The 20627-nt window shown below is 35.1% G+C and carries 17 protein-coding genes and 3 tRNA genes; 10 read left to right on the plus strand and 10 right to left on the minus strand.

Annotation, left to right across the window (positions count from 1 at the left end):
- Positions 1-79: 79 nt before the first annotated feature.
- On the plus strand, positions 80-448 hold the full coding sequence (gene yaaA / locus SORDD16_RS02475) for a S4 domain-containing protein YaaA (RefSeq protein ID WP_061452235.1): 369 nt from the start codon (positions 80-82) through the stop codon (positions 446-448).
- A gap of 2 nt (positions 449-450) precedes the next feature.
- Complete coding sequence (recF, locus tag SORDD16_RS02480) at positions 451-1548, plus strand: DNA replication/repair protein RecF (RefSeq protein ID WP_061452236.1); 1098 nt, start codon at positions 451-453, stop codon at positions 1546-1548.
- A 51-nt stretch (positions 1549-1599) separates the two neighbouring features.
- On the opposite strand, the gene guaB is transcribed toward recF, so the two are convergent.
- Positions 1600-3078, minus strand: coding sequence for an IMP dehydrogenase (gene guaB / locus SORDD16_RS02485; RefSeq protein ID WP_000073416.1), 1479 nt, complete (start codon positions 3076-3078; stop codon positions 1600-1602).
- 162 nt (positions 3079-3240) lie between these two features.
- Positions 3241-4266, minus strand: coding sequence for a tryptophan--tRNA ligase (gene trpS, locus SORDD16_RS02490; RefSeq protein ID WP_061452237.1), 1026 nt, complete (start codon positions 4264-4266; stop codon positions 3241-3243).
- A gap of 195 nt (positions 4267-4461) precedes the next feature.
- Here trpS and SORDD16_RS02495 point away from each other — a divergent pair, with 195 nt between their 5' ends.
- Positions 4462-6084: an ATP-binding cassette domain-containing protein gene (locus SORDD16_RS02495; protein WP_061452238.1), complete on the plus strand. Its 1623-nt coding sequence runs from the start codon at positions 4462-4464 to the stop codon at positions 6082-6084.
- A gap of 61 nt (positions 6085-6145) precedes the next feature.
- Positions 6146-8698: a YfhO family protein gene (locus SORDD16_RS02500; protein ID WP_061452239.1), complete on the plus strand. Its 2553-nt coding sequence runs from the start codon at positions 6146-6148 to the stop codon at positions 8696-8698.
- A gap of 21 nt (positions 8699-8719) precedes the next feature.
- Here the strand turns inward: SORDD16_RS02500 and SORDD16_RS02505 are convergent, their stop codons facing one another.
- Positions 8720-11374, minus strand: coding sequence for a YhgE/Pip domain-containing protein (locus SORDD16_RS02505; protein WP_061452240.1), 2655 nt, complete (start codon positions 11372-11374; stop codon positions 8720-8722).
- 127 nt (positions 11375-11501) lie between these two features.
- Here SORDD16_RS02505 and SORDD16_RS02510 point away from each other — a divergent pair, with 127 nt between their 5' ends.
- Positions 11502-12044, plus strand: coding sequence for a TetR/AcrR family transcriptional regulator (locus SORDD16_RS02510; RefSeq protein WP_061452241.1), 543 nt, complete (start codon positions 11502-11504; stop codon positions 12042-12044).
- A gap of 33 nt (positions 12045-12077) precedes the next feature.
- Here SORDD16_RS02510 and SORDD16_RS02515 read toward each other — a convergent pair.
- The 7 genes from SORDD16_RS02515 to rlmH all read right to left on the minus strand — a co-directional run bounded on the left by SORDD16_RS02515 (position 12078) and on the right by rlmH (position 15258).
- Positions 12078-12151 (minus strand) — tRNA-Asn (locus tag SORDD16_RS02515).
- 5 nt (positions 12152-12156) lie between these two features.
- Positions 12157-12228: transfer RNA gene (locus tag SORDD16_RS02520), tRNA-Glu, on the minus strand.
- 51 nt (positions 12229-12279) lie between these two features.
- Complete coding sequence (gene comE / locus SORDD16_RS02525; RefSeq protein WP_000866080.1) at positions 12280-13032, minus strand: competence system response regulator transcription factor ComE; 753 nt, start codon at positions 13030-13032, stop codon at positions 12280-12282.
- Positions 13029-14348: a competence system sensor histidine kinase ComD gene (comD, locus tag SORDD16_RS02530; protein ID WP_061452242.1), complete on the minus strand. Its 1320-nt coding sequence runs from the start codon at positions 14346-14348 to the stop codon at positions 13029-13031. The genes comE and comD overlap by 4 nt, the downstream gene beginning before the upstream one ends.
- A 22-nt stretch (positions 14349-14370) precedes the next feature.
- Positions 14371-14496 (minus strand): competence-stimulating peptide ComC, encoded by a 126-nt coding sequence (gene comC, locus SORDD16_RS02535; protein ID WP_061452243.1) that lies wholly within the window; start codon positions 14494-14496, stop codon positions 14371-14373.
- A gap of 165 nt (positions 14497-14661) precedes the next feature.
- A tRNA-Arg gene (locus tag SORDD16_RS02540) sits at positions 14662-14735 on the minus strand.
- A 43-nt stretch (positions 14736-14778) separates the two neighbouring features.
- A complete protein-coding gene (gene rlmH, locus SORDD16_RS02545; protein WP_061452244.1) occupies positions 14779-15258 on the minus strand; it encodes a 23S rRNA (pseudouridine(1915)-N(3))-methyltransferase RlmH in 480 nt (159 codons plus the stop codon).
- 183 nt (positions 15259-15441) lie between these two features.
- Between rlmH and SORDD16_RS02550 the strand changes: the two genes are divergently transcribed.
- The 5 genes from SORDD16_RS02550 (at position 15442) to SORDD16_RS02570 (ending at position 20586) form a co-directional block, all read left to right on the plus strand.
- Entirely contained in the window at positions 15442-16632 is a 1191-nt protein-coding gene (locus tag SORDD16_RS02550; protein ID WP_061452245.1) for a serine protease HtrA, read from the plus strand.
- A gap of 57 nt (positions 16633-16689) precedes the next feature.
- A complete protein-coding gene (locus SORDD16_RS02555; RefSeq protein WP_061452246.1) occupies positions 16690-17448 on the plus strand; it encodes a ParB/RepB/Spo0J family partition protein in 759 nt (252 codons plus the stop codon).
- Positions 17449-17670: 222 nt separating this feature from the next.
- On the plus strand, positions 17671-19032 hold the full coding sequence (gene dnaA / locus SORDD16_RS02560; RefSeq protein WP_061452247.1) for a chromosomal replication initiator protein DnaA: 1362 nt from the start codon (positions 17671-17673) through the stop codon (positions 19030-19032).
- Positions 19033-19190: 158 nt separating this feature from the next.
- The gene (gene dnaN / locus SORDD16_RS02565) at positions 19191-20327 is read left to right on the plus strand and encodes a DNA polymerase III subunit beta (protein WP_061452248.1); all 1137 of its coding nucleotides are present in this window, start codon (positions 19191-19193) and stop codon (positions 20325-20327) included.
- A 64-nt stretch (positions 20328-20391) separates the two neighbouring features.
- On the plus strand, positions 20392-20586 hold the full coding sequence (locus SORDD16_RS02570) for a DUF951 domain-containing protein (RefSeq protein WP_000285183.1): 195 nt from the start codon (positions 20392-20394) through the stop codon (positions 20584-20586).
- Positions 20587-20627 lie beyond the last annotated feature (41 nt).

Below are 20627 nucleotides of genomic sequence, written 5' to 3' on the forward strand. Positions count from 1 at the left end.
AAATCGTTTTCATTTCGACTGACTTTCCTTCAGCTATTTCAATAAAAATATGGTATAATACCAAAGATTGAGGTGAATTATGGAATACAAATTATTTGAAGAATTTATCACGCTCCAAGCCCTCCTAAAAGAGCTTGGAATTATACAAAGCGGTGGCGCTATCAAATCCTTTTTAATGGATCATCAAGTTTACTTTAATGGTGAATTAGAAAGTAGACGTGGGAAAAAAATCCGTATTGGAGATACAATTGACATTCCTGATTTAAAGATTGACATCACCTTGACACAACCAAGTTTAAAAGAACAAGAAGAATATCAAGCAGATAAAATTGAAAAAGAGCGAATTGCTAAACTTGTCAAAGAGATGAATAAAGGTGTCAAGAAAGAAAAACAAAAAACTTCTTCATCACCTAAAGCCAAACAAGCTCCACGTTTTCCAGGAAGATAACTATGTGGCTTCAACATTTAACAATTAAAACCTTTCGAAACTACAAAGAGGCAAAAATTGATTTCAATCCAAAATTAAACGTCTTTCTAGGTCAAAATGCACAAGGAAAAACTAATATTCTAGAAGCAATCTATTTCTTAGCCTTGACACGTAGTCATCGTACTCGTACAGATAAAAATCTCATTCATTTTGATGACGAGCAACTTCGTCTTTCTGGCTTGCTACAGAAAAAAACAAGCTCTATCCCTCTAGAAATTGATTTAACACCAAAAGGGCGTGTGACTAAAGTCAATCACTTAAAGCAAGCTCGCCTATCAGACTATATCGGACATATGAATGTTGTCCTCTTCGCACCTGAAGATCTCCAGCTAATTAAGGGAGCGCCTTCTGTCCGTCGAAAGTTTATAGACATCGAACTGGGACAAATTAAACCAATCTACTTGTCAGACCTTTCAAACTATAACCATATACTCAAACAAAGAAATACCTACCTAAAATCCAGCCATAAGATTGACGAAACATTTCTATCAGTCTTAGATGAGCAGTTAGTAGAGTATGGCTGTCGCGTCATAAAGCATCGGATAAAATTCATTAAAGATTTGGAGAGATTTGGTCAAAAAAAACACTTAGAAATCTCAAATCAATTAGAAGAGTTATCAATATCTTATCAATCATCTGTCAACTTTGCTGATGAAGAACAGCTAACGAATTCTTTTAAAACGGCTTTAGAGAAAAGTAGAACAAGAGACTTATTTAAAAAGAATACTGGTGTTGGCCCTCATCGAGATGACATTGCTTTTTATATCAATGGAATGGACGCTAGTTTTGGGAGTCAAGGTCAACATCGTAGTCTTGTACTTTCTATCAAACTAGCAGAGATTGAACTAATGGAAAGTATTACTAATGAGTCTCCGATACTCTTGCTTGACGATGTTATGAGCGAACTTGACAATACACGACAACTAAAATTACTAGAAACCATTTCTCACTCTATCCAAACATTTATCACAACAACCAGTTTAGATCACTTACAAAACTTACCAGAAAACCTTAGTATTTTCAATATTCAAAACGGTAAAATTTCTGTAAATCAACATTGACAACATTGTAAACAAAAAGAACTCTGAAAATCAGGAGTTCTTTTTTACTTCTTACATAGAGTAGTTTGGTGCTTCATTAGTGATTTGTACATCATGAGGATGGCTTTCTTTCAAACCTGCACCAGACATTTCAATAAATTGAGCGTTGTCATGCAGTTCTTTAAGGTTAGCTGCACCACAGTAACCCATACCAGAGCGAATACCACCAATCATTTGGAAGACAATATCAGCTGCTGCTCCTTTATAGGCAACACGGCCTTCAATTCCTTCTGGAACAAGTTTGTTTGCTTCATTGACAGATCCTTGGAAATAACGGTCACTAGAGCCTTTTTTCATAGCTGCAATTGACCCCATACCTCGATAAGTTTTAAATTTACGGCCTTGGAAAATTTCCGTTTCACCTGGTGCTTCATCTGTTCCAGCAAACATTGATCCAAGCATAACTGCATTTCCACCTGCAGCAAGAGCTTTGACAATATCACCAGAGTACTTGATTCCACCGTCAGCAATGATGGTCTTCCCATATTCACGCGCAACTGCAGCTGCATCGTAGATTGCTGTTACTTGTGGTACACCGACACCTGCAATCACACGAGTTGTACAGATAGAACCTGGACCGATACCGACTTTGACAACATCTACACCTGCATCATAAAGAGCACGCGCACCTTCAGCAGTGGCAATATTACCAGCAATCAAAGTGCGGTCTGGGAAGTGAGCACGAATCTCAGCAATTTTACGTAGAACTCCAGCAGAGTGACCATGTGCAGTATCGATAACGATGGCATCTGCTCCTGCTTCGAAAAGTGCTTCTGCACGTTCGAAAGTATCAGAAGTAACACCAACAGCTCCTGCGACTAAAAGACGACCAAACTCATCTTTCGCTGCATTTGGAAACTCAATCACCTTTTCAATATCTTTAATAGTAATCAAGCCAGAAAGACGACCTTCTTCGTCAACCAAAGGAAGTTTTTCAATACGGTGTTCTTGAAGAATGCTTTCAGCTGTTGCAAGATCTGTACCCACAGGAGCAGTAACAAGATTTTCACTGGTCATATGGTTTGAGATTGGCTGATTGTAATCTGAAATAAAACGAAGATCTCGATTTGTTAGAATACCAACCAGTTTACGATTTTCAAGTGTCTCCACAACTGGCACACCACTGATACGGTAACGTCCCATCAGTTCGTCTGCTTCAGCAATAGTGTGTTCTGGAGTCAAGAAGAATGGATCAATAATGACACCATTTTCAGAACGTTTTACCTTACGAACTTCATCTGCCTGTTGCGCAATAGACATATTTTTATGGATTACTCCAAGACCACCTGCACGAGCAATAGCAATGGCCATTTGACTTTCTGTGACTGTATCCATCGCGGCTGTTATAATTGGGATATTTAAAGTCAGATTATCTGCCAATTTTGTTGTTAAATCAGCATCATTCGGCAACACATGACTTTCTGCTGGAATGAGCAATACATCATCAAAGGTAAAACCTTTTTTCAAAAATTTAGTATCCCAATTAGACATTGAAGTTTCCTCTTTTCTTTCTTTTTGAGCTTGACTCTTTTTGTATTGTATCTATCATACCATTCTATGAAAATTTGTCAATTATATTTATAACAGAAAACATAAAAAAACTATCCCTGTGATTCTATGGAAGAGATAGTTTTACGATTCATATTTTATCTATTATTTAAAATAATTTAGTCCCATTGCTCCCTTAACTTCAGATAGAGTTTGCCCTGCAACCTCACGAGCTTTTTCACTACCTTTTTGAAGCATATTGTACACTTCACCCATATCCTTAGCAAATTCGATACGGCGCTCACGAATAGGACCAAGTTCGCGTTCGAGTATTTCAAGTAGATAACGTTTCGTCTTCACGTCGCCAAGACCACCACGTTGATAATGTTCTTTCATATCTGCAATGTCTTGAGCATCTTCAGGACGACCAAAGACATCTAGATAATGAAAGACCATATTTCCTTCAATTTTACCTGGATCCTCAACGCGAATATGATCCGGATCAGTATACATACTCATGACTTTTTTACGCAAAGTATCCGCATCATCTGCTAGATAAATACCATTATTAAGGGATTTAGACATTTTAGCATTTCCATCTAAACCAGGCAAACGCCCTGCTCTCTCATTTTCTGGATAAATACCTTCCGGCTCCACCAAGACCTCACAATTATAAGAATGATTAAAGGAACGAACAATCTCGCGAGTTTGCTCAATCATTGGTTTCTGATCTGTCCCAACAGGAACATAATTAGCCTTGAAGGCAGTAATATCTGCTGCTTGCGCAATCGGATAAACCAAAAATCCTGTCGGAATACTTTCTCCAAACCCTTTTTGAGCAATCTCTGTTTTGACAGTTGGATTGCGTTCCAAACGAGCTAGTGAAACCAAATTCATATAGTACATAGATAGTTCAGCCAACTCTGGAATCTGACTTTGAATAAAGATAGTTGATTTACTTGGATCTAATCCAACTGCTAGGTAATCCAAGGCAACATTCCCAATAGATTCTACAATCGTTTGAGGGTCTTTGGCGTGATCTGTCAATGCTTGTTGGTCCGCCAAAAAAACAAACATCTCACACTTGTCTTCTTCCTGCAGTAATACTCTATTTTTTAGACTCCCAACATAATGTCCAATATGCAGTTTTCCTGTTGGGCGATCTCCTGTTAAAATAATGGGTTTCGTCATTTTTTTCTCCTTCGAAATGGTCTCTTCAATTATAGCATTTTTTTGTTAAAATAACAGAAAATTATTTCAATCAAACAACTAACTCTTTGTAAATGAACCTGTAAACTTAATTGACATAAAATTGACAAACAAAAATTTGAATATTTCTCTCTTTTCTAGTAGAATAAATGTATTACATATTATAGGAGAAAAACATTGCTTACAGTATCTGATGTTTCACTACGTTTTAGTGATCGCAAACTTTTTGATGATGTCAATATCAAATTTACAGAAGGAAATACATACGGATTAATTGGTGCTAATGGTGCTGGGAAGTCTACATTCTTAAAAATTCTAGCTGGTGATATCGAGCCAACAACTGGTCACATCTCTCTTGGTCCAGATGAACGTCTCTCTGTCCTCCGTCAAAATCACTTTGACTATGAAGATGAACGTGCAATTGATGTCGTTATCATGGGAAATGAAAAACTATATAGCATCATGAAAGAAAAAGACGCCATTTACATGAAGGAAGATTTCTCAGACGAGGACGGTGTTCGTGCAGCTGAACTTGAAGGTGAATTTGCCGAACTTGGAGGTTGGGAGGCAGAAAGTGAAGCGTCTCAATTACTTCAAAACCTAAACATTCCAGAAGAATTGCACTATCAAAACATGAGCGAATTGGCCAATGGTGAAAAAGTGAAGGTTCTCCTTGCCAAAGCACTTTTTGGCAAACCAGATGTTCTTCTCTTGGACGAGCCAACCAACGGTTTGGATATCCAGTCTATTACTTGGCTAGAAGACTTCTTGATTGACTTTGATAACACCGTTATCGTAGTATCCCACGACCGTCACTTCTTAAACAAAGTATGTACCCACATGGCCGACCTTGACTTTGGAAAAATCAAACTCTATGTCGGAAACTACGACTTCTGGAAGGAATCTTCTGAGCTTGCTGCTAAATTGCTAGCAGACCGTAATGCTAAGGCAGAAGAAAAAATTAAGCAATTGCAAGAATTCGTTGCTCGCTTCTCTGCCAACGCTTCTAAGTCAAGACAAGCAACGTCTCGTAAAAAAATGCTGGACAAGATTGAACTAGAAGAGATTGTGCCATCTAGTCGTAAATATCCATTTATCAACTTTAAAGTAGAACGTGAGATTGGTAATGATCTCTTGACAGTAGAAAATCTAACTGTAAAGATTGATGGTGAAACTATCTTGGATAATATTAGTTTCATCTTGCGTCCAGGTGATAAGACAGTTCTTATTGGACAAAATGACATCCAAACAACTGCATTAATTCGTGCAATCATGGGTGACATCGACTATGAAGGAACTGTCAAGTGGGGAGTTACTACTAGCCGTTCTTACTTGCCAAAAGATAACTCGGCTGATTTTGCAGGAGGAGAGTCAATACTTGACTGGTTGCGTCAATTTGCAAGTAAAGAAGAAGATGACAATACCTTCCTACGTGGTTTCCTTGGTCGTATGCTCTTTTCTGGAGATGAGGTTAACAAACCTGTAAACGTCTTGTCAGGGGGAGAAAAAGTGCGTGTCATGCTTTCAAAACTCATGCTCTTGAAATCAAATGTGCTTGTCCTTGATGATCCAACCAATCACTTGGACTTGGAATCTATCTCAAGCTTGAACGATGGATTGAAAAACTTTAAAGAATCAATCATCTTTGCCAGTCATGATCACGAGTTTATCCAAACTTTGGCAAACCATATCATTGTTTTGTCTAAGAATGGAGTCATTGATCGTATCGATGAAACCTATGATGAATTCCTAGAAAATGCAGAAGTACAAGCAAAAGTTAAAGAACTTTGGAAAGATTAAATAAGACTTCAAAACTCAGTTGGGGTAACCAACTGAGTTTTCTATCATTCTATGAGGTAACATGAAATCATTTTTTAAAACATATTGGACCTATTTTGTTTCTTTCATCATTCCTTTAGTAATTATGACCGGAGTATACCTAACTCAAGGTATCTACTGGAATAGCGATACATCTCCACTATTAGGAGATGGGTTTCATCAATACGTTATTTTTGATATAGCTCTAAGAAATATCCTACACGGAAATGGTAGTTTGTTCTACACCTTTACAAGTGGCCTCGGATTGAATTTCTATGCCCTATCTAGTTATTACTTGGGTAGTTTCCTTTCACCACTAGTTTACTTTTTTAATCTGTCGAATATGCCAGATGCTGTCTATCTGACAACTCTCTTAAAATTTGGATTGATTGGACTGTCAACTTACTTTAGTTTAAATAAATTATTTCAATCGATTCCTAAGCCTTTAAAACTAGCTTTATCTACTTCCTATGCTCTGATGAGTTTCACTGTCAGTCAGTTAGAGATTAAAACCTGGCTAGATGTTTTTATCTTGATTCCTTTAATTATAACTGGTTTACACCTACTTATAACACAAAAGAAGCACATACTATACTTTACAAGTTTGTCAATCTTATTTATTCAAAATTATTATTTTGGGTATATGACAGCATTGTTTCTTATTTTCTGGTATCTCTGTCAAATTTCTTGGGACTTTAAAACTCGAAAATCATCTTTTCTAGATTTTATTATCACCTCCTTTTTAGCAGGAATGGCTAGTTTGATTATGACTCTTCCTACACTGTTTGATTTACAAACTCATGGTGAGAAGTTAACCGCCATCACAAAATTAAAGACAGACAGTAGCTGGTATTTGGATATTTTCGCAAAACAATTCATTGGATCTTTTGATACAACTAAGTATGGATCCATACCAATGATTTTTGTTGGATTGCTTCCTTTTATTTTAACCATTCTATTTTTCACAATAAAATCTATTAAGTTTCACGTGAAACTTATCTATGCAATTTTCTTTACTTTTTTAATAACAAGCTTTTACATAGAAGCACTTGATTTATTTTGGCAGGGGATGCATACCCCAAATATGTTTTTGCATCGCTATGCTTGGATTTTTTCCACTCTGTTAATTTATACTGCAGCAGAAGTCTTAAATCGTCTGAAAGAACTGAAGCTATGGAATCTATTTGTCTCACTTTTTCTTGTACTGACAGGGTTTTTGGCTACTGTACACTTTAAATCACACTATTCTTTTTTAACTGATTTGAATATCCTACTCACTCTTGAATTTCTACTAGTTTATGCTCTTTTACTTCTTGCAGTCATTAAAAAATTTATCTCTATAAATCTATTTGCAATCCTTTTGTCTTTATTTATAACAGCTGAGATAAGCTTAAATGCATCATCTCAAATGGAAGGAATAGCTAAAGAATGGGCCTTTGCTTCTCGTAGCGCCTATAATAGAGATATCACCGCTATGGAATCCATTCTAAACCAAATTGACAGTCCATTTACACGTACTGAAAAACTGCAAATTCAGACTGGAAATGACAGTATGAAATTTAACTACAATGGAATCTCTCAATTTTCGTCTGTACGAAATCGTTCAGCTAGCACTAGTTTGGACAAACTTGGATTCAAATCCTCTGGAACCAACCTCAATCTCCGTTATGCAAATAATAGTCTTTTAGCAGATAGTTTATTTGGAATCCAGTACAATATTTCTGAAACTTCACTTGATAAGTATGGCTTTCAAGAGATTTATCAAAAGGATCATTTAACCTTATATAAAAATCAACTCTCTTTACCCATTGCCTTTGCCACTCAATCTATTTACACAGATGTAAATTTTAATAATCACACTCTGGACAATCAGGCTTTATTTATAAACCAGCTTGCTAATCTCAACTTAAATTACTTCTCCCCAATAGCATATGATAAAACAGATACTTCAGATGGTTTAACCAGCATCACAGGTTCTGCGAATGAAGATGCAAGGATTGATTATCAAATTGAGGTTCCTCAAAATAGCCAAGTCTATCTCTCTTTTTCAAATCTTCATTTTACAAACGACAAGCAAAAGAAGGTTGACATCCTTGTCAATGGAGAAAAGAAGACTTTTACAACTGACAATGCATTTAATTTCTTTAATTTAGGTTATACTGAAGAACAAAAAACTTTCAATATCAGTGTTAGTTTTCCTGGAAATTCTCAGGTGTCATTTGAATCTCCAACCTTCTATCGTTTAGATACTCAGGCTCTTACTGAAGCAATCCAAAAAATTAAAGAACAACCTGTAGAAGTATCCACCTCTAAAAATAAAGTCTTTGCTACATATGAAGTCAAACAAGATACCTCTATTTTCTTCACTATTCCTTATGACAAAGGTTGGTCTGCATACCAGGATGGGAAAAAACTTGAAATCAAGCAGGCTCAAACTGGTTTTATGAAAGTTGATGTTCCAAAGGGAAAAGGCACCATTACACTTTCCTTTATCCCCAATGGTTTTGTTATTGGAGCAGCCTGCTCACTAACTTCCCTTCTTCTTTTTGGGATCTATAATCACAGACGAAATTTATCTAAGACAGAAAAAGATTGACCAATTCTTTGGTCAATCTTTTTAATCTTCTTCCATTTTCTTAGGTTGATAAGCTAGCATACCTAAAACAGTAAAGAAGGCTAGTGTTATAATAAGGAAAATTACTTGGTGATGAATATTTCCTGTCATAGAGATTGTTTGTCGTAAACCTGATACAGAGTAACTCATTGGTAACCAAGGATTGACACCCTTAAAGAAATCATTTGTCAAAGCAAGGGGATAGGTCCCTGCACTTGATGCTAACTGTAATAAAAGTAAAATAAGAGAGAAGAAGGCTCCTATACGGCTATTCCAAGTTGTTAAAGCGGTCACTATGGACATGAATACTAAACTTGTTAGGATAATAAGCATAAATGTCCTCATCTCATGGTTCGCAGTCAATCCAATAAGATGGACACCTCCATAAACTAAAACACCTGCTAAGACAGCTATAATCCCATTTATTTCAGATCGAGACTTCAACCAAGCCCAGCGGCTCTCTGGATGACGTCCAGAAGGCAACTTAGCAAAAATCATATTAGTAGATATAGCAGCAACAAAAAGAGCAACTGATATCATATAAGGAGCCATGGCAATTCCATTTACAGGAACTTGGTCATTATCTGTTTTTGAGAGAACTAGAGGTTCAGATAATGTTTCTGCATTTTTAGATTCTGTTGAAACTGATTTGAGTTGACTGTTTGCATTGTCTAATCCTTGTTCTAATGAATCAACTCCTATCTGTAAATCTTCAAGACCAGAGGTTAAGGTTGTTCCACCTTCTGCTAGTTTTCCAGCACCATCTGCAATCTTCATAGAACCACTTCCTAGTTGAGATGCTGCAGAAAGTAACTGTGTTGATTTGTCTGTTAATTGATCAGAGCCAAATTGTAATGTAGTAAGACCTGCTATTAACTCTGGACTCTTATTGTTCAATTGAGCAGAACCAGATGATAGTTTTTCAATACCTGTTACTAATTCTGGAGTTTTCCCAGCTAGAGTATCCAAACCAGTTGTCAATTTTGAAGAGTTTTCTGTCAACTTGGTTGAGCCAGAAACCAATTGATCCAAACTTGTTGTTAAAGTTGTATTCTTTTCACTTAGTTGATTTACACCTAAAGAAATAGTATCCAATCCCTTAGTATACGCATTAACTCCTTTTCCAATTGACTGACTTCCAGGAACTAACTGATTATTTACAGAATTTTGTAATGTTGTAAATCCATTTGACAATGTTGTCAAGGAACTAGATGCTATAGGTAAGAGTTGATTTGCTTTCGTCTGCACATCAGATAGATTAGATACTTGTTGTTCTGAATTCTCTATACTTTCTTTTAATCCTCCTACTGTTGTTAAAATTGTTTTTGCTGACTCAATAGTAGAATTAGAATTTTTAGAAATAGCTTCTGTCAGTTCTTTCTTTTGTTCCTCTGTAAGAGATTGATAAGTAGCTGTTGTTTGAAGATTAGCAATAGTTTTCTCTTGTTCTGTCTGACTTTTGGTCACAATATCCTGAGCAAGAGTTGTTAGATTTGGCAAAGCTTCTGACAATGTACCTTTCAGTTGAGTATTATCTGATATTGTAAGAGCTTGTAGTGTTTTATTTAGTTCTCCTAGGCTAGTTGCCAATTGCGCTATTTCTTCACTTTGTTGAGATGAGGACTCTAATTGACTTGAAATTTCTTTAATACCAGTATTTAATTGCTCCATTCCATCTCTTAGTGTATCTGATTGATTGGATAATTGACTTGTTCCGTTAAAAAGTTCTTTCACACTACTTGTATAAGCATTTACACCAACTGAAAATTGATTGAGACCTGTATCCAGTTGTGAAACGCCACCTGTATAGGACTTTATACCTGTATTTAGCTGATTTACACCTGTCACCAACTCAGGAGTTTTTGAAGCTAATTGACCAAGTCCAGTGTCAACTTGTGAGACAGCATTTGTATAACTTTGTAAACCACTATTAAAAGTTCCTAAACCAATATGTAATTGCTCTATAGCAGACACATAGCTAGATAAGCCTTTTGTAAATTGATCCGCTCCATTTGAAAAAGTTACACTTGAGTTAGCTAGAGTATTAAGATTTGTCGTCAACGTTTGACTTCCCGTCACCAACTGATCGGCTCCATTAGCCAATTGTTCACTTCCTTCAGCTGCCTTATTTATTCCAGACTTCAAATCATTCATTTTTTGAAATAAAGCCTTAGTGTACGTTTCAGTAACATTAGTAGAGACGGTTTGTTTTAATTGTGTCATCGCAGAATCGCTCATCTTACTTGCAATAAAGCTATGTCCACTTGAAGTTTGATAATCAATTTGCATCTGTTCAGGGTGATTTGTTAGGATTGAAGTAGCTTTTTCAGATAAATCACTTGGTAAAGTCACTACCATATAATATTCGCCATCCTCTAGCCCCTTTTTCCCCTCTTCTTCATTGACAAAGTGAAAATCTAAAGCCTTATTTTCTTTTAAATTAGACACCATGTCTTCACCTATTGTCATTGTCTGTCCATTATAAGAAGCTTCCTTATCTTTATTGACAACTGCCACAGGTAACTCGGATAATTGCCCATAAGGATCCCACATGGATGATAAAAATATAATGTTGTATAGAGCTGGAATGAGAGAAATCCCTATCATTACAATGATAAAGGTCGGTTTTTTAAATATTGCTTTCCATTCTTTAAACATGTTTCCTCCTTTTTTACACATATTGTCTAAAATTTTGATATAATAGATTATACATTAAAAAATCTAAATTACAAGGTGAAAAATCATTTTTTAGACATATTGTCTAATTTGTTCACAAGGAGGGAGTATGAAAGAAAGTAACAAACGTTTAAAAACAAAACGAATTATCGAAAATGCCATGGTTCAATTATTGATGGACCAACCCTTTGATCAAATTTCTACTGTCAAGCTAGCAGAAAAAGCCAGGATTAGTCGTTCCAGCTTTTACACTCACTACAAGGATAAGTATGATATGATTGAGCACTACCAAAGTAAGCTATTTCATACCTTTGAGTATATTTTTCAAAAACATGCTCATCACAAAAGAGATGCTATTTTAGAAGTATTTGAATATTTAGAGTCTGAGCCACTCTTGGCTGCACTCTTATCTGAAAATGGTACAAAAGAAATCCAAAATTTCTTGAGAAATAAACTACATATTATGCTTAGCACTGATCTTCAGAAGCGCTTTATAAAACTACAACTAAATCCAATTGAACTCGAATATAGTAGCATTTATCTAGCAAATGCCCTATTTGGTGTTTGCCAGACTTGGATTGCCCATGGAAAAAAAGAAAGTCCGCAAGAAATGACCGACTTCCTTATGAAAATGTTAGGTGATGTAAACTAAAAAAAGAACACCAATGGTGTTCTTTTTATCTGACTCCGCCAGTAGGACTCGAACCTACGACATCATGATTAACAGTCATGCGCTACTACCAACTGAGCTATGGCGGATAAAATAGTCCGTACGGGATTCGAACCCGTGTTACCGCCGTGAAAAGGCGGTGTCTTAACCCCTTGACCAACGGACCATCTATCTGTAGCAGATATAACCATTATATCAATTTCTTACTAATTGTCAATCACTTTTTAGATTTTTTCTCCAGAATGTCTTTTAGTTTACGAACTTTCAAGCGAGTAATCGGACAACGATGATCTTCATAAAAGACAACTTCTAAATTTTTACGATCAATTTCTCTCACATTTCCAATATTGATTAGGAAAGATTTATGAGGAGAATAAAATCGCTGGGTATGTTTGTCCTTTTCTTGAATATCTGTCATTGTTCCATAGAACTCTTTGGCAAAATTCTTACCAATAATCCGCAGTTTATGAGAAACACCTGTTGTTTCGATATACAAAATATCATGGTAAGGGATTTTCAAATCATTTCCCTTATAGTTGTAATCAAAATAGTCTACAACATCTTCATTTTCAAGCAGCATGCTTTTAGTGTAGAAGATACTCTGCTCGATACGTTTTTTGAACAATTCATCATTGATGTCTTTATCAACAAAATCTAGGGCTGATACCTGGTACTTATAAGTTAAGGTAGCAAATTCAGATCGACTAGTAATAAAAACAATAATTGCATAAGGATTATGATGGCGAATAAACTGAGCCACTTCAAAACCTTTTTTCTCAATTCCATGAATATCGATATCTAGAAAATAAAGTTGATTTACTTCATCATTTTCAATATATTCCTTAAACTCACGGACTTTCCCTGTTGTCTTATATGAAATAGGAATATTTGATTCCTCCGAGATTTCATTCAATATTCTCTCTAGTCTCACTTGATGTTCAATAACATCTTCTAAAATTAATACTTTCATTCGAATTCCCTCTTAAATCTAATAATTTGTCTAAATGTGCTGTCTTCCATCTCAGTTTCCAAAATGATGTTTTCGTATTTATCTAAAATTTCCTTAACATTATTAAGTCCTAAACCTCTATTTCTCCCCTTCGTAGAAAAGCCTAATTCAAACAAGTCCTCTGAAGGCGTTATAGTAATTTTACATGAATTCTGGATGACTATAACTGTTTCAAAATCCATTTTAATAACTGCAACTTCCATTTGTTTCAAGTAACTATCCGCAGCACCTTCAACAGCATTGTTCAACAAAACACTCATGATACGAACAAGGTCAAGTAAATCAATTGACAATCTAATAATGACATCCTTTACTTCCAATGTAAACTCTACATCATTATTTCGTGCATATACAATCGATTGAGCAATTAAACTTCGTAAAGCCGAATCTTCTATGTTGTTTAAATCAAAGTAAGTATATTTGTCTGACCTCAATTTCTGATTTGCTTTTACTAAGACCTCGTTGTAAACCCTGTCAATTTCGTGTAAATCTCCGCTGTCAATCGCCATTTGCATGCTGACAAGCATCCCTGCATAGTCATGACGAAAACCTCGAATTTCATTATACAACTCCACAATTTCATCAGTATAAGTCTGTAAATGTTTTTGTTCAAATTTCTTTTGTTTTAGAGCAATCTCTTTTTCAATTTGAACCTTATAAGAATTCATTGCAAAGAAGGTTAAAAGGAGCCCAACAAAAACTACGGATGATAAAATACTTCCAAAACTATTTAAATGAGAAATAGTACTCACGATATCTGAAATAAAAGAGACGATATGCAGGAAGATAAATGCATATAGCACTTTTTTCAAAAAAGAATAGAGATATTCTTTGTCAAAATATTTAAGTTCTAGGTTGAAATAGGTAATAATTTTTTTAATTATAAAATAGGTTAATAACAAAACTACTAAAAAGAAAAGATCTTCATGTTGTAATGCTAATTGATCTCCTGTTATAGAGGATAAAGTTACCGATATGAATGTATGGGTAGTGTGATATAAAAGAGAAATTAATAAACTAATAAAAATTCCTTTATACTTATCATATTTCTTTAATCCTCTTAAATAACCATATATCACTAAAGGAAATAAAAATTTCTCTCCCCCTAATCCATGTAAAGATACAAAATAAAAGAAAAATTCAACTACTAACTGTAATATAAATAGCCAAATACTAAATACATATAATTCTTTTATAGTTGTTTTACAAATCCATTCATAATTTCTGCTAAGAATAAAAAGACCTAGAATAACTATTGCCAATCCGAATAAATTCATTATTTCCTACCCTAATTTTTAATTATTTTCTTTTTTGAAAAAGAAGACTACGTATTACGTCTGGAATTCTCCATTCCCCACCTCGGATTTCTTGCAATTCTGTTTCTGTTACCTCTTTGAACCGCTCCAATTTAACTGTCTTTTTCATAATAAAATCTCCTGTAGTGTTTTTTATTGTAAGTTAGCTTACAATAACTATTATACAAAATGAAAACTATTTGATAAATATTTCTTCTCAACTGTACTTTTTTGCACCTAAAACGCACTTTTTTAAGAAAAAAGCTGGGATTTATCCCAGCTTCGCATCTAAAATTGATCCCAGCAGGATTCGAACCTGCGACCGTTCGCTTAGAAGGCGAATGCTCTATCCAGCTGAGCTATGAGACCTAACATGACCATTCTATCAAAAAACAAGAGCTAAGTCAATCTTCTATTTGTGGTAAGGAGAACCCTGCTGAATTGTAAAAGCACGGTAAACTTGTTCAACTAAAACCAATCTCATTAACTGATGTGGCAATGTCAGACGCCCAAAACTAACAGAAAGATTTGCTTGATGCTTCACAGCAGAAGCTAGTCCCAAACTTCCCCCAATAATAAATGTAAGGGTTGAATATCCTTTTATAGAAGCTTGTTCCAGCTGTTTACTGAATTCTTCTGAAGAGAGAATTTTTCCTTCAATTGCTAAAACAATAACAAAATCTCTTTCTCCAACTTTAGAAAGAATTCGTTTACCTTCTATTTCTAATATTTTTTGATTTTCTGATTCACTTGCCTTATCTGGAGTTTTTTCATCAGCTAATTCAATAATTTCTACAGTAGCAAAACGAGAAATTCGTTTGGTATATTCAGCAATGCCGTCTTTAAGATATTTTTCCTTCAGTTTTCCAACTGTTATAATTTTTATTTTCATTCTTCTATTCTAACATATCCACACTTCATTTCACACCTTATACACAAAAAAATAATTTAGAAAACAAGGAAATTCACAGAATAACGTAAGTTATCCACAACTTGTGCAAAACTGTAATCTTTAAGCTTGAATTAAGTTAATAGATTTATAATTTAAGCAAACAAATAACAAACGGAGGCGTTTATGAAACACTTACAACAATTTTACAAAAAAGGAGTTACATTTCTTATCATTATTCTGATAGGATTTTTAAGTGGTGCCTTGGGAAGTTTTGTAACATTACAACTTTATCAAAAACAAGGGAATCAGGCTACAAATAACACTACAAACACTGTTACTCAGACTTCCTACAAAAATGAAAATGCAACAACTCAGGCCGTTAATAAAGTGAAAGATGCCGTTGTGTCAATCATCACTTATTCTTCTAATAAACAAAGCAGTGTATTTGGATCTGAAGAGACGAATTCTGATGCTGATACTCAGCAAATTGCAAGTGAGGGATCCGGTGTTATCTATAAAAAGAACGAAAAGGATGCCTATCTTGTAACAAATACTCACGTTATTAATGGAGCTTCAAAAGTTGATATCCGTTTAGCAGATGGTACCAAAGTTTCTGGTGAAATTGTCGGATCTGACACCTTCTCTGATATTGCTGTCGTAAAAATTTCTTCAGAAAAAGTCACAACTGTAGCAGATTTTGGAGATTCAAGCCAACTTAATGTTGGAGAAACAGCAATTGCTATCGGTAGCCCTCTAGGTTCAGAATATGCCAATACAGTTACACAAGGGATCATATCAAGTCTTAATCGAAATGTTTCTCTAAAATCTGAAGATGGGCAAGCAATTTCTACAAAAGCTATTCAGACAGATACTGCCATTAACCCTGGTAACTCTGGTGGTCCTCTTATCAATATCCAAGGACAAGTCATTGGGATTACATCAAGTAAAATTGCAAGCAATGGTGGAACATCTGTAGAAGGTCTCGGTTTTGCAATTCCTTCAAACGATGTACAAAATATCATTAAACAGCTTGAAAGTGATGGTAAAGTAACTCGTCCTGCTCTTGGAATTCAAATGATTAACCTATCTAATGTTGGGGCTAATGATCTTAGAAAACTCAATATTCCGAGTGGCCTTACTTCTGGTGTGGTTGTTCGATCTGTTCAAAGCAATATGCCAGCAAATGGACATCTTGAGAAATACGATGTCATTACAAAAGTTGATGACAAAGAAATTGCTTCATCAACAGACTTACAACAAGCTCTCTACAATCATGCTATCGGGGACACTATAAAAATAACTTACTACCGTAATGGTAAAGAAGAAACGACCTCTATTAAGCTTGATAAGAGCTCTGGTGATTTAGAGTCTTAATTGACATCAGTGTAAAGAGAACTTTACAGAAAGTAAAATATATGTTAGTGTAGAATCATGGAAAAATTTGAAATGATTTCTATCTCAGAAATACAAAAAAATCCCTATCAACCTCGAAAAGAATTTGATGCAGATAAACTAAGGGAATTGGCCCAATCAATCAAAGAAAATGGGCTTATCCAACCCATCATTGTTCGTCAATCTCCTATAATTGGTTATGAAATCCTTGCAGGGGAAAGACGATATCGGGCTTCTCTCTTGGCTGGTCTCACTTCTATTCCAGCCGTTGTGAAACACCTCTCAGATCAGGAAATGATGATCCAGTCAATCATTGAGAATTTGCAAAGAGAAAATTTGAATCCAGTTGAGGAAGCACGTGCCTATGAATCTTTAGTAGAGAAAGGATTTACTCACACTGAGATAGCTGAAAAAATGGGAAAATCTCGACCTTATATCACTAATTTTATTCGTTTGCTTTCCTTACCAGGATATATCTTAGCTGAAGTAGAAAATGGAAAAATTTCTCAAGCTCATGCACGTTCACTAGTTGGTTTGGATAAAGATCAGCAAGAATATTTCTTTCAACTGATTAAAAGTGAAGATATTTCTGTTAGAAAATTAGAAGCACTTCTTACAGAAAAAAAACAAAAGAAGCGAAAAAAAAGCGATTCTTTCATCAAAACTGAGGAAGATAAATTAAAAAAACAACTTGGGTTGAATGTAGAAATTAAACTTTCTAAAAAAGATACTGGAAAGGTTATCATCTCTTTTTCAAATCAAGAAGAATACAACAGAATTATCAACAGCCTGAAATAAGGCTGTTCTTTTATTTTCTCAACTCACAAATTTATCCACTAATTTTTCTAGCAAAAAGCCAAATAATTCAAAGAAAGTCCTTACTTATCCCCAGCCTGTGGATAAAAAATGTAAACATTGTGGATTCTTTCCCACAGATTGTGGAAAAATGTTAGCATCTATGATAAAATAAATCTAACAGTAAAACTTTCAACATCAAATATAGTAAAGGGGGGATAATCAGTGAAAGAAAAACAATTTTGGAATCAAATCTTGGAATTAGCTCAAGAAAGATTGACACGTTCTATGTACGATTTCTATGCCACACCTGCTGAACTCATAAAAGTAGAGGGAAATATAGCTACTATCTTTTTACCTAGGCCTGAAATGGAAATGGTTTGGAAAAAACAGCTCAAGGATATCATTGTGGCTGCTGGTTTTGAAATTTATGATACTGAAATAAAAACTCAATTTGTTCTAACAAAGCCTGAGGAAAAATCTTCAACCTACGTAATAGATTCTGAAAATGGCAATCATTATGTTGCTTCACAAGCTAATTCTGCTATTCCATATTCTGAAACAGGATTGAAGGAAAAATATACCTTTGATAACTTTATTCAAGGTGATGGGAATGTTTGGGCAGTGTCCGCTGCTCTAGCTGTATCAGAAGATTTAGCTCTGACCTACAATCCTCTTTTTATCTATGGAGGACCTGGTCTTGGAAAGACTCACTTGCTCAATGCGATTGGAAATGAGATTCTGAAAAATATTCCTGATGCGCGTGTTAAATACATTCCTGCTGAAAGTTTTATCAATGACTTTCTTGAGCATCTGAGGCTTGGAGAAATGGAAAAATTTAAAAAAACTTACCGTAGCCTTGATCTCTTACTGATTGATGATATCCAATCTCTCAGCGGTAAAAAAGTTGCAACTCAAGAAGAATTTTTCAATACTTTCAACGCTCTTCATAGCAATCAAAAACAAATCGTTCTGACTAGTGACCGAAGTCCTAAACATTTAGAAGGCCTTGAGGAAAGGCTTGTCACGCGCTTTAGCTGGGGCTTAACTCAAAATATCACACCACCTGACTTTGAAACACGTATTGCCATTCTTCAGAGTAAAACGGAACATTTGGACTATAATTTTCAAAGCGATACACTAGAATACCTAGCAGGTCAATTTGATTCAAATGTTCGAGAACTTGAAGGAGCAATCAACGATATCACTTTAATTGCCAGAGTAAAGAAGATTAAAGACATCACTATTGATATTGCTGCTGAAGCTATCAGAGCTCGCAAACAAGATGTTAGCCAACTGCTAGTCATTCCAATTGACAAAATCCAAACTGAAGTAGGTAATTTTTATGGAGTGAGTGTCAAAGAAATGAAGGGGACGAGACGAGTTCAAAATATCGTTTTAGCGCGTCAAGTGGCCATGTATCTGGCTAGAGAACTGACAGATAATAGTCTTCCAAAAATCGGAAAAGAATTCGGAGGAAAGGATCACACCACCGTTATTCATGCCCATGCTAAAATTAAATCCTTGATTGACGAAGACGATAATTTACGCTTAGAAATCGAAGCAATCAAAAAGAAAATTAAATAGTTTGTGGATAACTTTTCCTTTTCTATCTTTTTTATCCACATTTTTTAAACAAACTTAAAAGCCTGAAATTACTAAATAGAAATCAGTTTTCCACAGAATTCACACACTCTATTATTTCTATTATCCTTCTAATACTAAAAATAAATAAAGGAGAATCCATGATTCATTTTTCAATCAATAAAAATTTGTTTCTACAAGCCTTAAATACCACAAAACGAGCAATTAGTTCAAAAAATGCTATTCCTATCTTATCAACTATCAAAATTGATGTTACCAATGAAGGAATTACTTTAATTGGATCAAATGGTCAAATTTCTATTGAAAATTTCATTTCTCAAAAGAATGAAGATGCTGGTCTTTTGATTACTTCTTTAGGTTCGATTCTTCTAGAAGCTTCTTTCTTTATCAATGTTGTATCTAGTCTTCCAGATGTAACGCTTGATTTTAAAGAGATTGAACAAAAACAAATTGTCTTAACAAGTGGCAAATCAGAAATTACCCTAAAAGGAAAAGATAGCGAACAATATCCTCGTATTCAAGAAATTTCAGCAAGCACACCTTTGGTTCTTGAAACAAAACTGCTCAAGAAAATTATCAATGAAACAGCTTTTGCTGCAAGTACGCAAGAAAGTCGTCCAATTTTGACGGGTGTTCACTTCGTATTGAGCCAACACAAAGAACTAAAAACAGTTGCGACAGACTCTCATCGTCTTAGCCAGAAAAAATTGACTCTTGAAAAAAATGGCGATGATTTCGATGTGGTGGTTCCTAGTCGTTCTCTACGCGAATTTTCAGCTGTTTTTACAGATGATATCGAAACAGTGGAGGTTTTCTTCGCAAATAATCAAATCCTCTTTAGAAGTGAAAATATTAGCTTCTACACCCGTCTACTAGAAGGAAACTATCCTGATACAGATCGTTTGATTCCAACAGACTTTAACACTACAATTACTTTTGATGTGGTAAACTTACGCCAGTCAATGGAGCGTGCTCGTCTCTTATCAAGTGCGACTCAAAATGGTACTGTGAAGCTTGAAATTAAGGGCGGAGTTGTTAGTGCCCATGTTCACTCTCCAGAAGTTGGTAAAGTAAACGAAGAAATCGATACTGAGCAGGTGACTGGAGACGATTTGACTATTAGTTTCAACCCAACTTACTTGATTGATTCCCTCAAGGCTTTAAATAGCGAAAAGGTGACTATTAGCTTTATCTCAGCTGTTCGTCCATTTACTCTTGTGCCAGCAGATACTGACGAGGACTTCATGCAGCTTATCACACCAGTTCGTACAAATTAAGTGAAAGAGGTTGAGCCTAGCTCGCCTCTTTTATGATATAATCAAAACAGAAAAGGAGAGTAGTATGTATCAAGTTGGAAATTTTGTTGAGATGAAAAAACCACATGCTTGCACAATTAAATCAACTGGTAAAAAAGCCAATCGTTGGGAAATTACACGTGTAGGGGCAGATATCAAAATTAAATGTAGCAATTGTGACCACCTTGTCATGATGAGTCGCCATGATTTTGAACGAAAAATGAATAAGATTATTGACTAAGAATCCTTAGTTAGAGAGTTAGCAAGTTTTCCCTTTTTGTG

It is taken from the genome of Streptococcus oralis (assembly GCF_001578945.1).
Lineage (GTDB): Bacteria > Bacillota > Bacilli > Lactobacillales > Streptococcaceae > Streptococcus > Streptococcus oralis_Q.

Coding starts and splice junctions, on each gene's coding strand:
- guaB (WP_000073416.1), bottom strand. CDS start 3,078: ATGTCTAATTGGGATACTAAATTTTTGAAAAAAGGTTTTACCTTTGAT.
- recF (WP_061452236.1), top strand. CDS start 451: ATGTGGCTTCAACATTTAACAATTAAAACCTTTCGAAACTACAAAGAG.
- comC (WP_061452243.1), bottom strand. CDS start 14,496: ATGAAAAAGACAGTTAAATTGGAGCGGTTCAAAGAGGTAACAGAAACA.
- yaaA (WP_061452235.1), top strand. CDS start 80: ATGGAATACAAATTATTTGAAGAATTTATCACGCTCCAAGCCCTCCTA.
- comD (WP_061452242.1), bottom strand. CDS start 14,348: ATGAATTTATTCGGATTGGCAATAGTTATTCTAGGTCTTTTTATTCTT.
- trpS (WP_061452237.1), bottom strand. CDS start 4,266: ATGACGAAACCCATTATTTTAACAGGAGATCGCCCAACAGGAAAACTG.
- SORDD16_RS02505 (WP_061452240.1), bottom strand. CDS start 11,374: ATGTTTAAAGAATGGAAAGCAATATTTAAAAAACCGACCTTTATCATT.
- SORDD16_RS02570 (WP_000285183.1), top strand. CDS start 20,392: ATGTATCAAGTTGGAAATTTTGTTGAGATGAAAAAACCACATGCTTGC.
- SORDD16_RS02500 (WP_061452239.1), top strand. CDS start 6,146: ATGAAATCATTTTTTAAAACATATTGGACCTATTTTGTTTCTTTCATC.
- comE (WP_000866080.1), bottom strand. CDS start 13,032: ATGAAAGTATTAATTTTAGAAGATGTTATTGAACATCAAGTGAGACTA.
- SORDD16_RS02510 (WP_061452241.1), top strand. CDS start 11,502: ATGAAAGAAAGTAACAAACGTTTAAAAACAAAACGAATTATCGAAAAT.
- SORDD16_RS02550 (WP_061452245.1), top strand. CDS start 15,442: ATGAAACACTTACAACAATTTTACAAAAAAGGAGTTACATTTCTTATC.
- SORDD16_RS02555 (WP_061452246.1), top strand. CDS start 16,690: ATGGAAAAATTTGAAATGATTTCTATCTCAGAAATACAAAAAAATCCC.
- dnaN (WP_061452248.1), top strand. CDS start 19,191: ATGATTCATTTTTCAATCAATAAAAATTTGTTTCTACAAGCCTTAAAT.
- rlmH (WP_061452244.1), bottom strand. CDS start 15,258: ATGAAAATAAAAATTATAACAGTTGGAAAACTGAAGGAAAAATATCTT.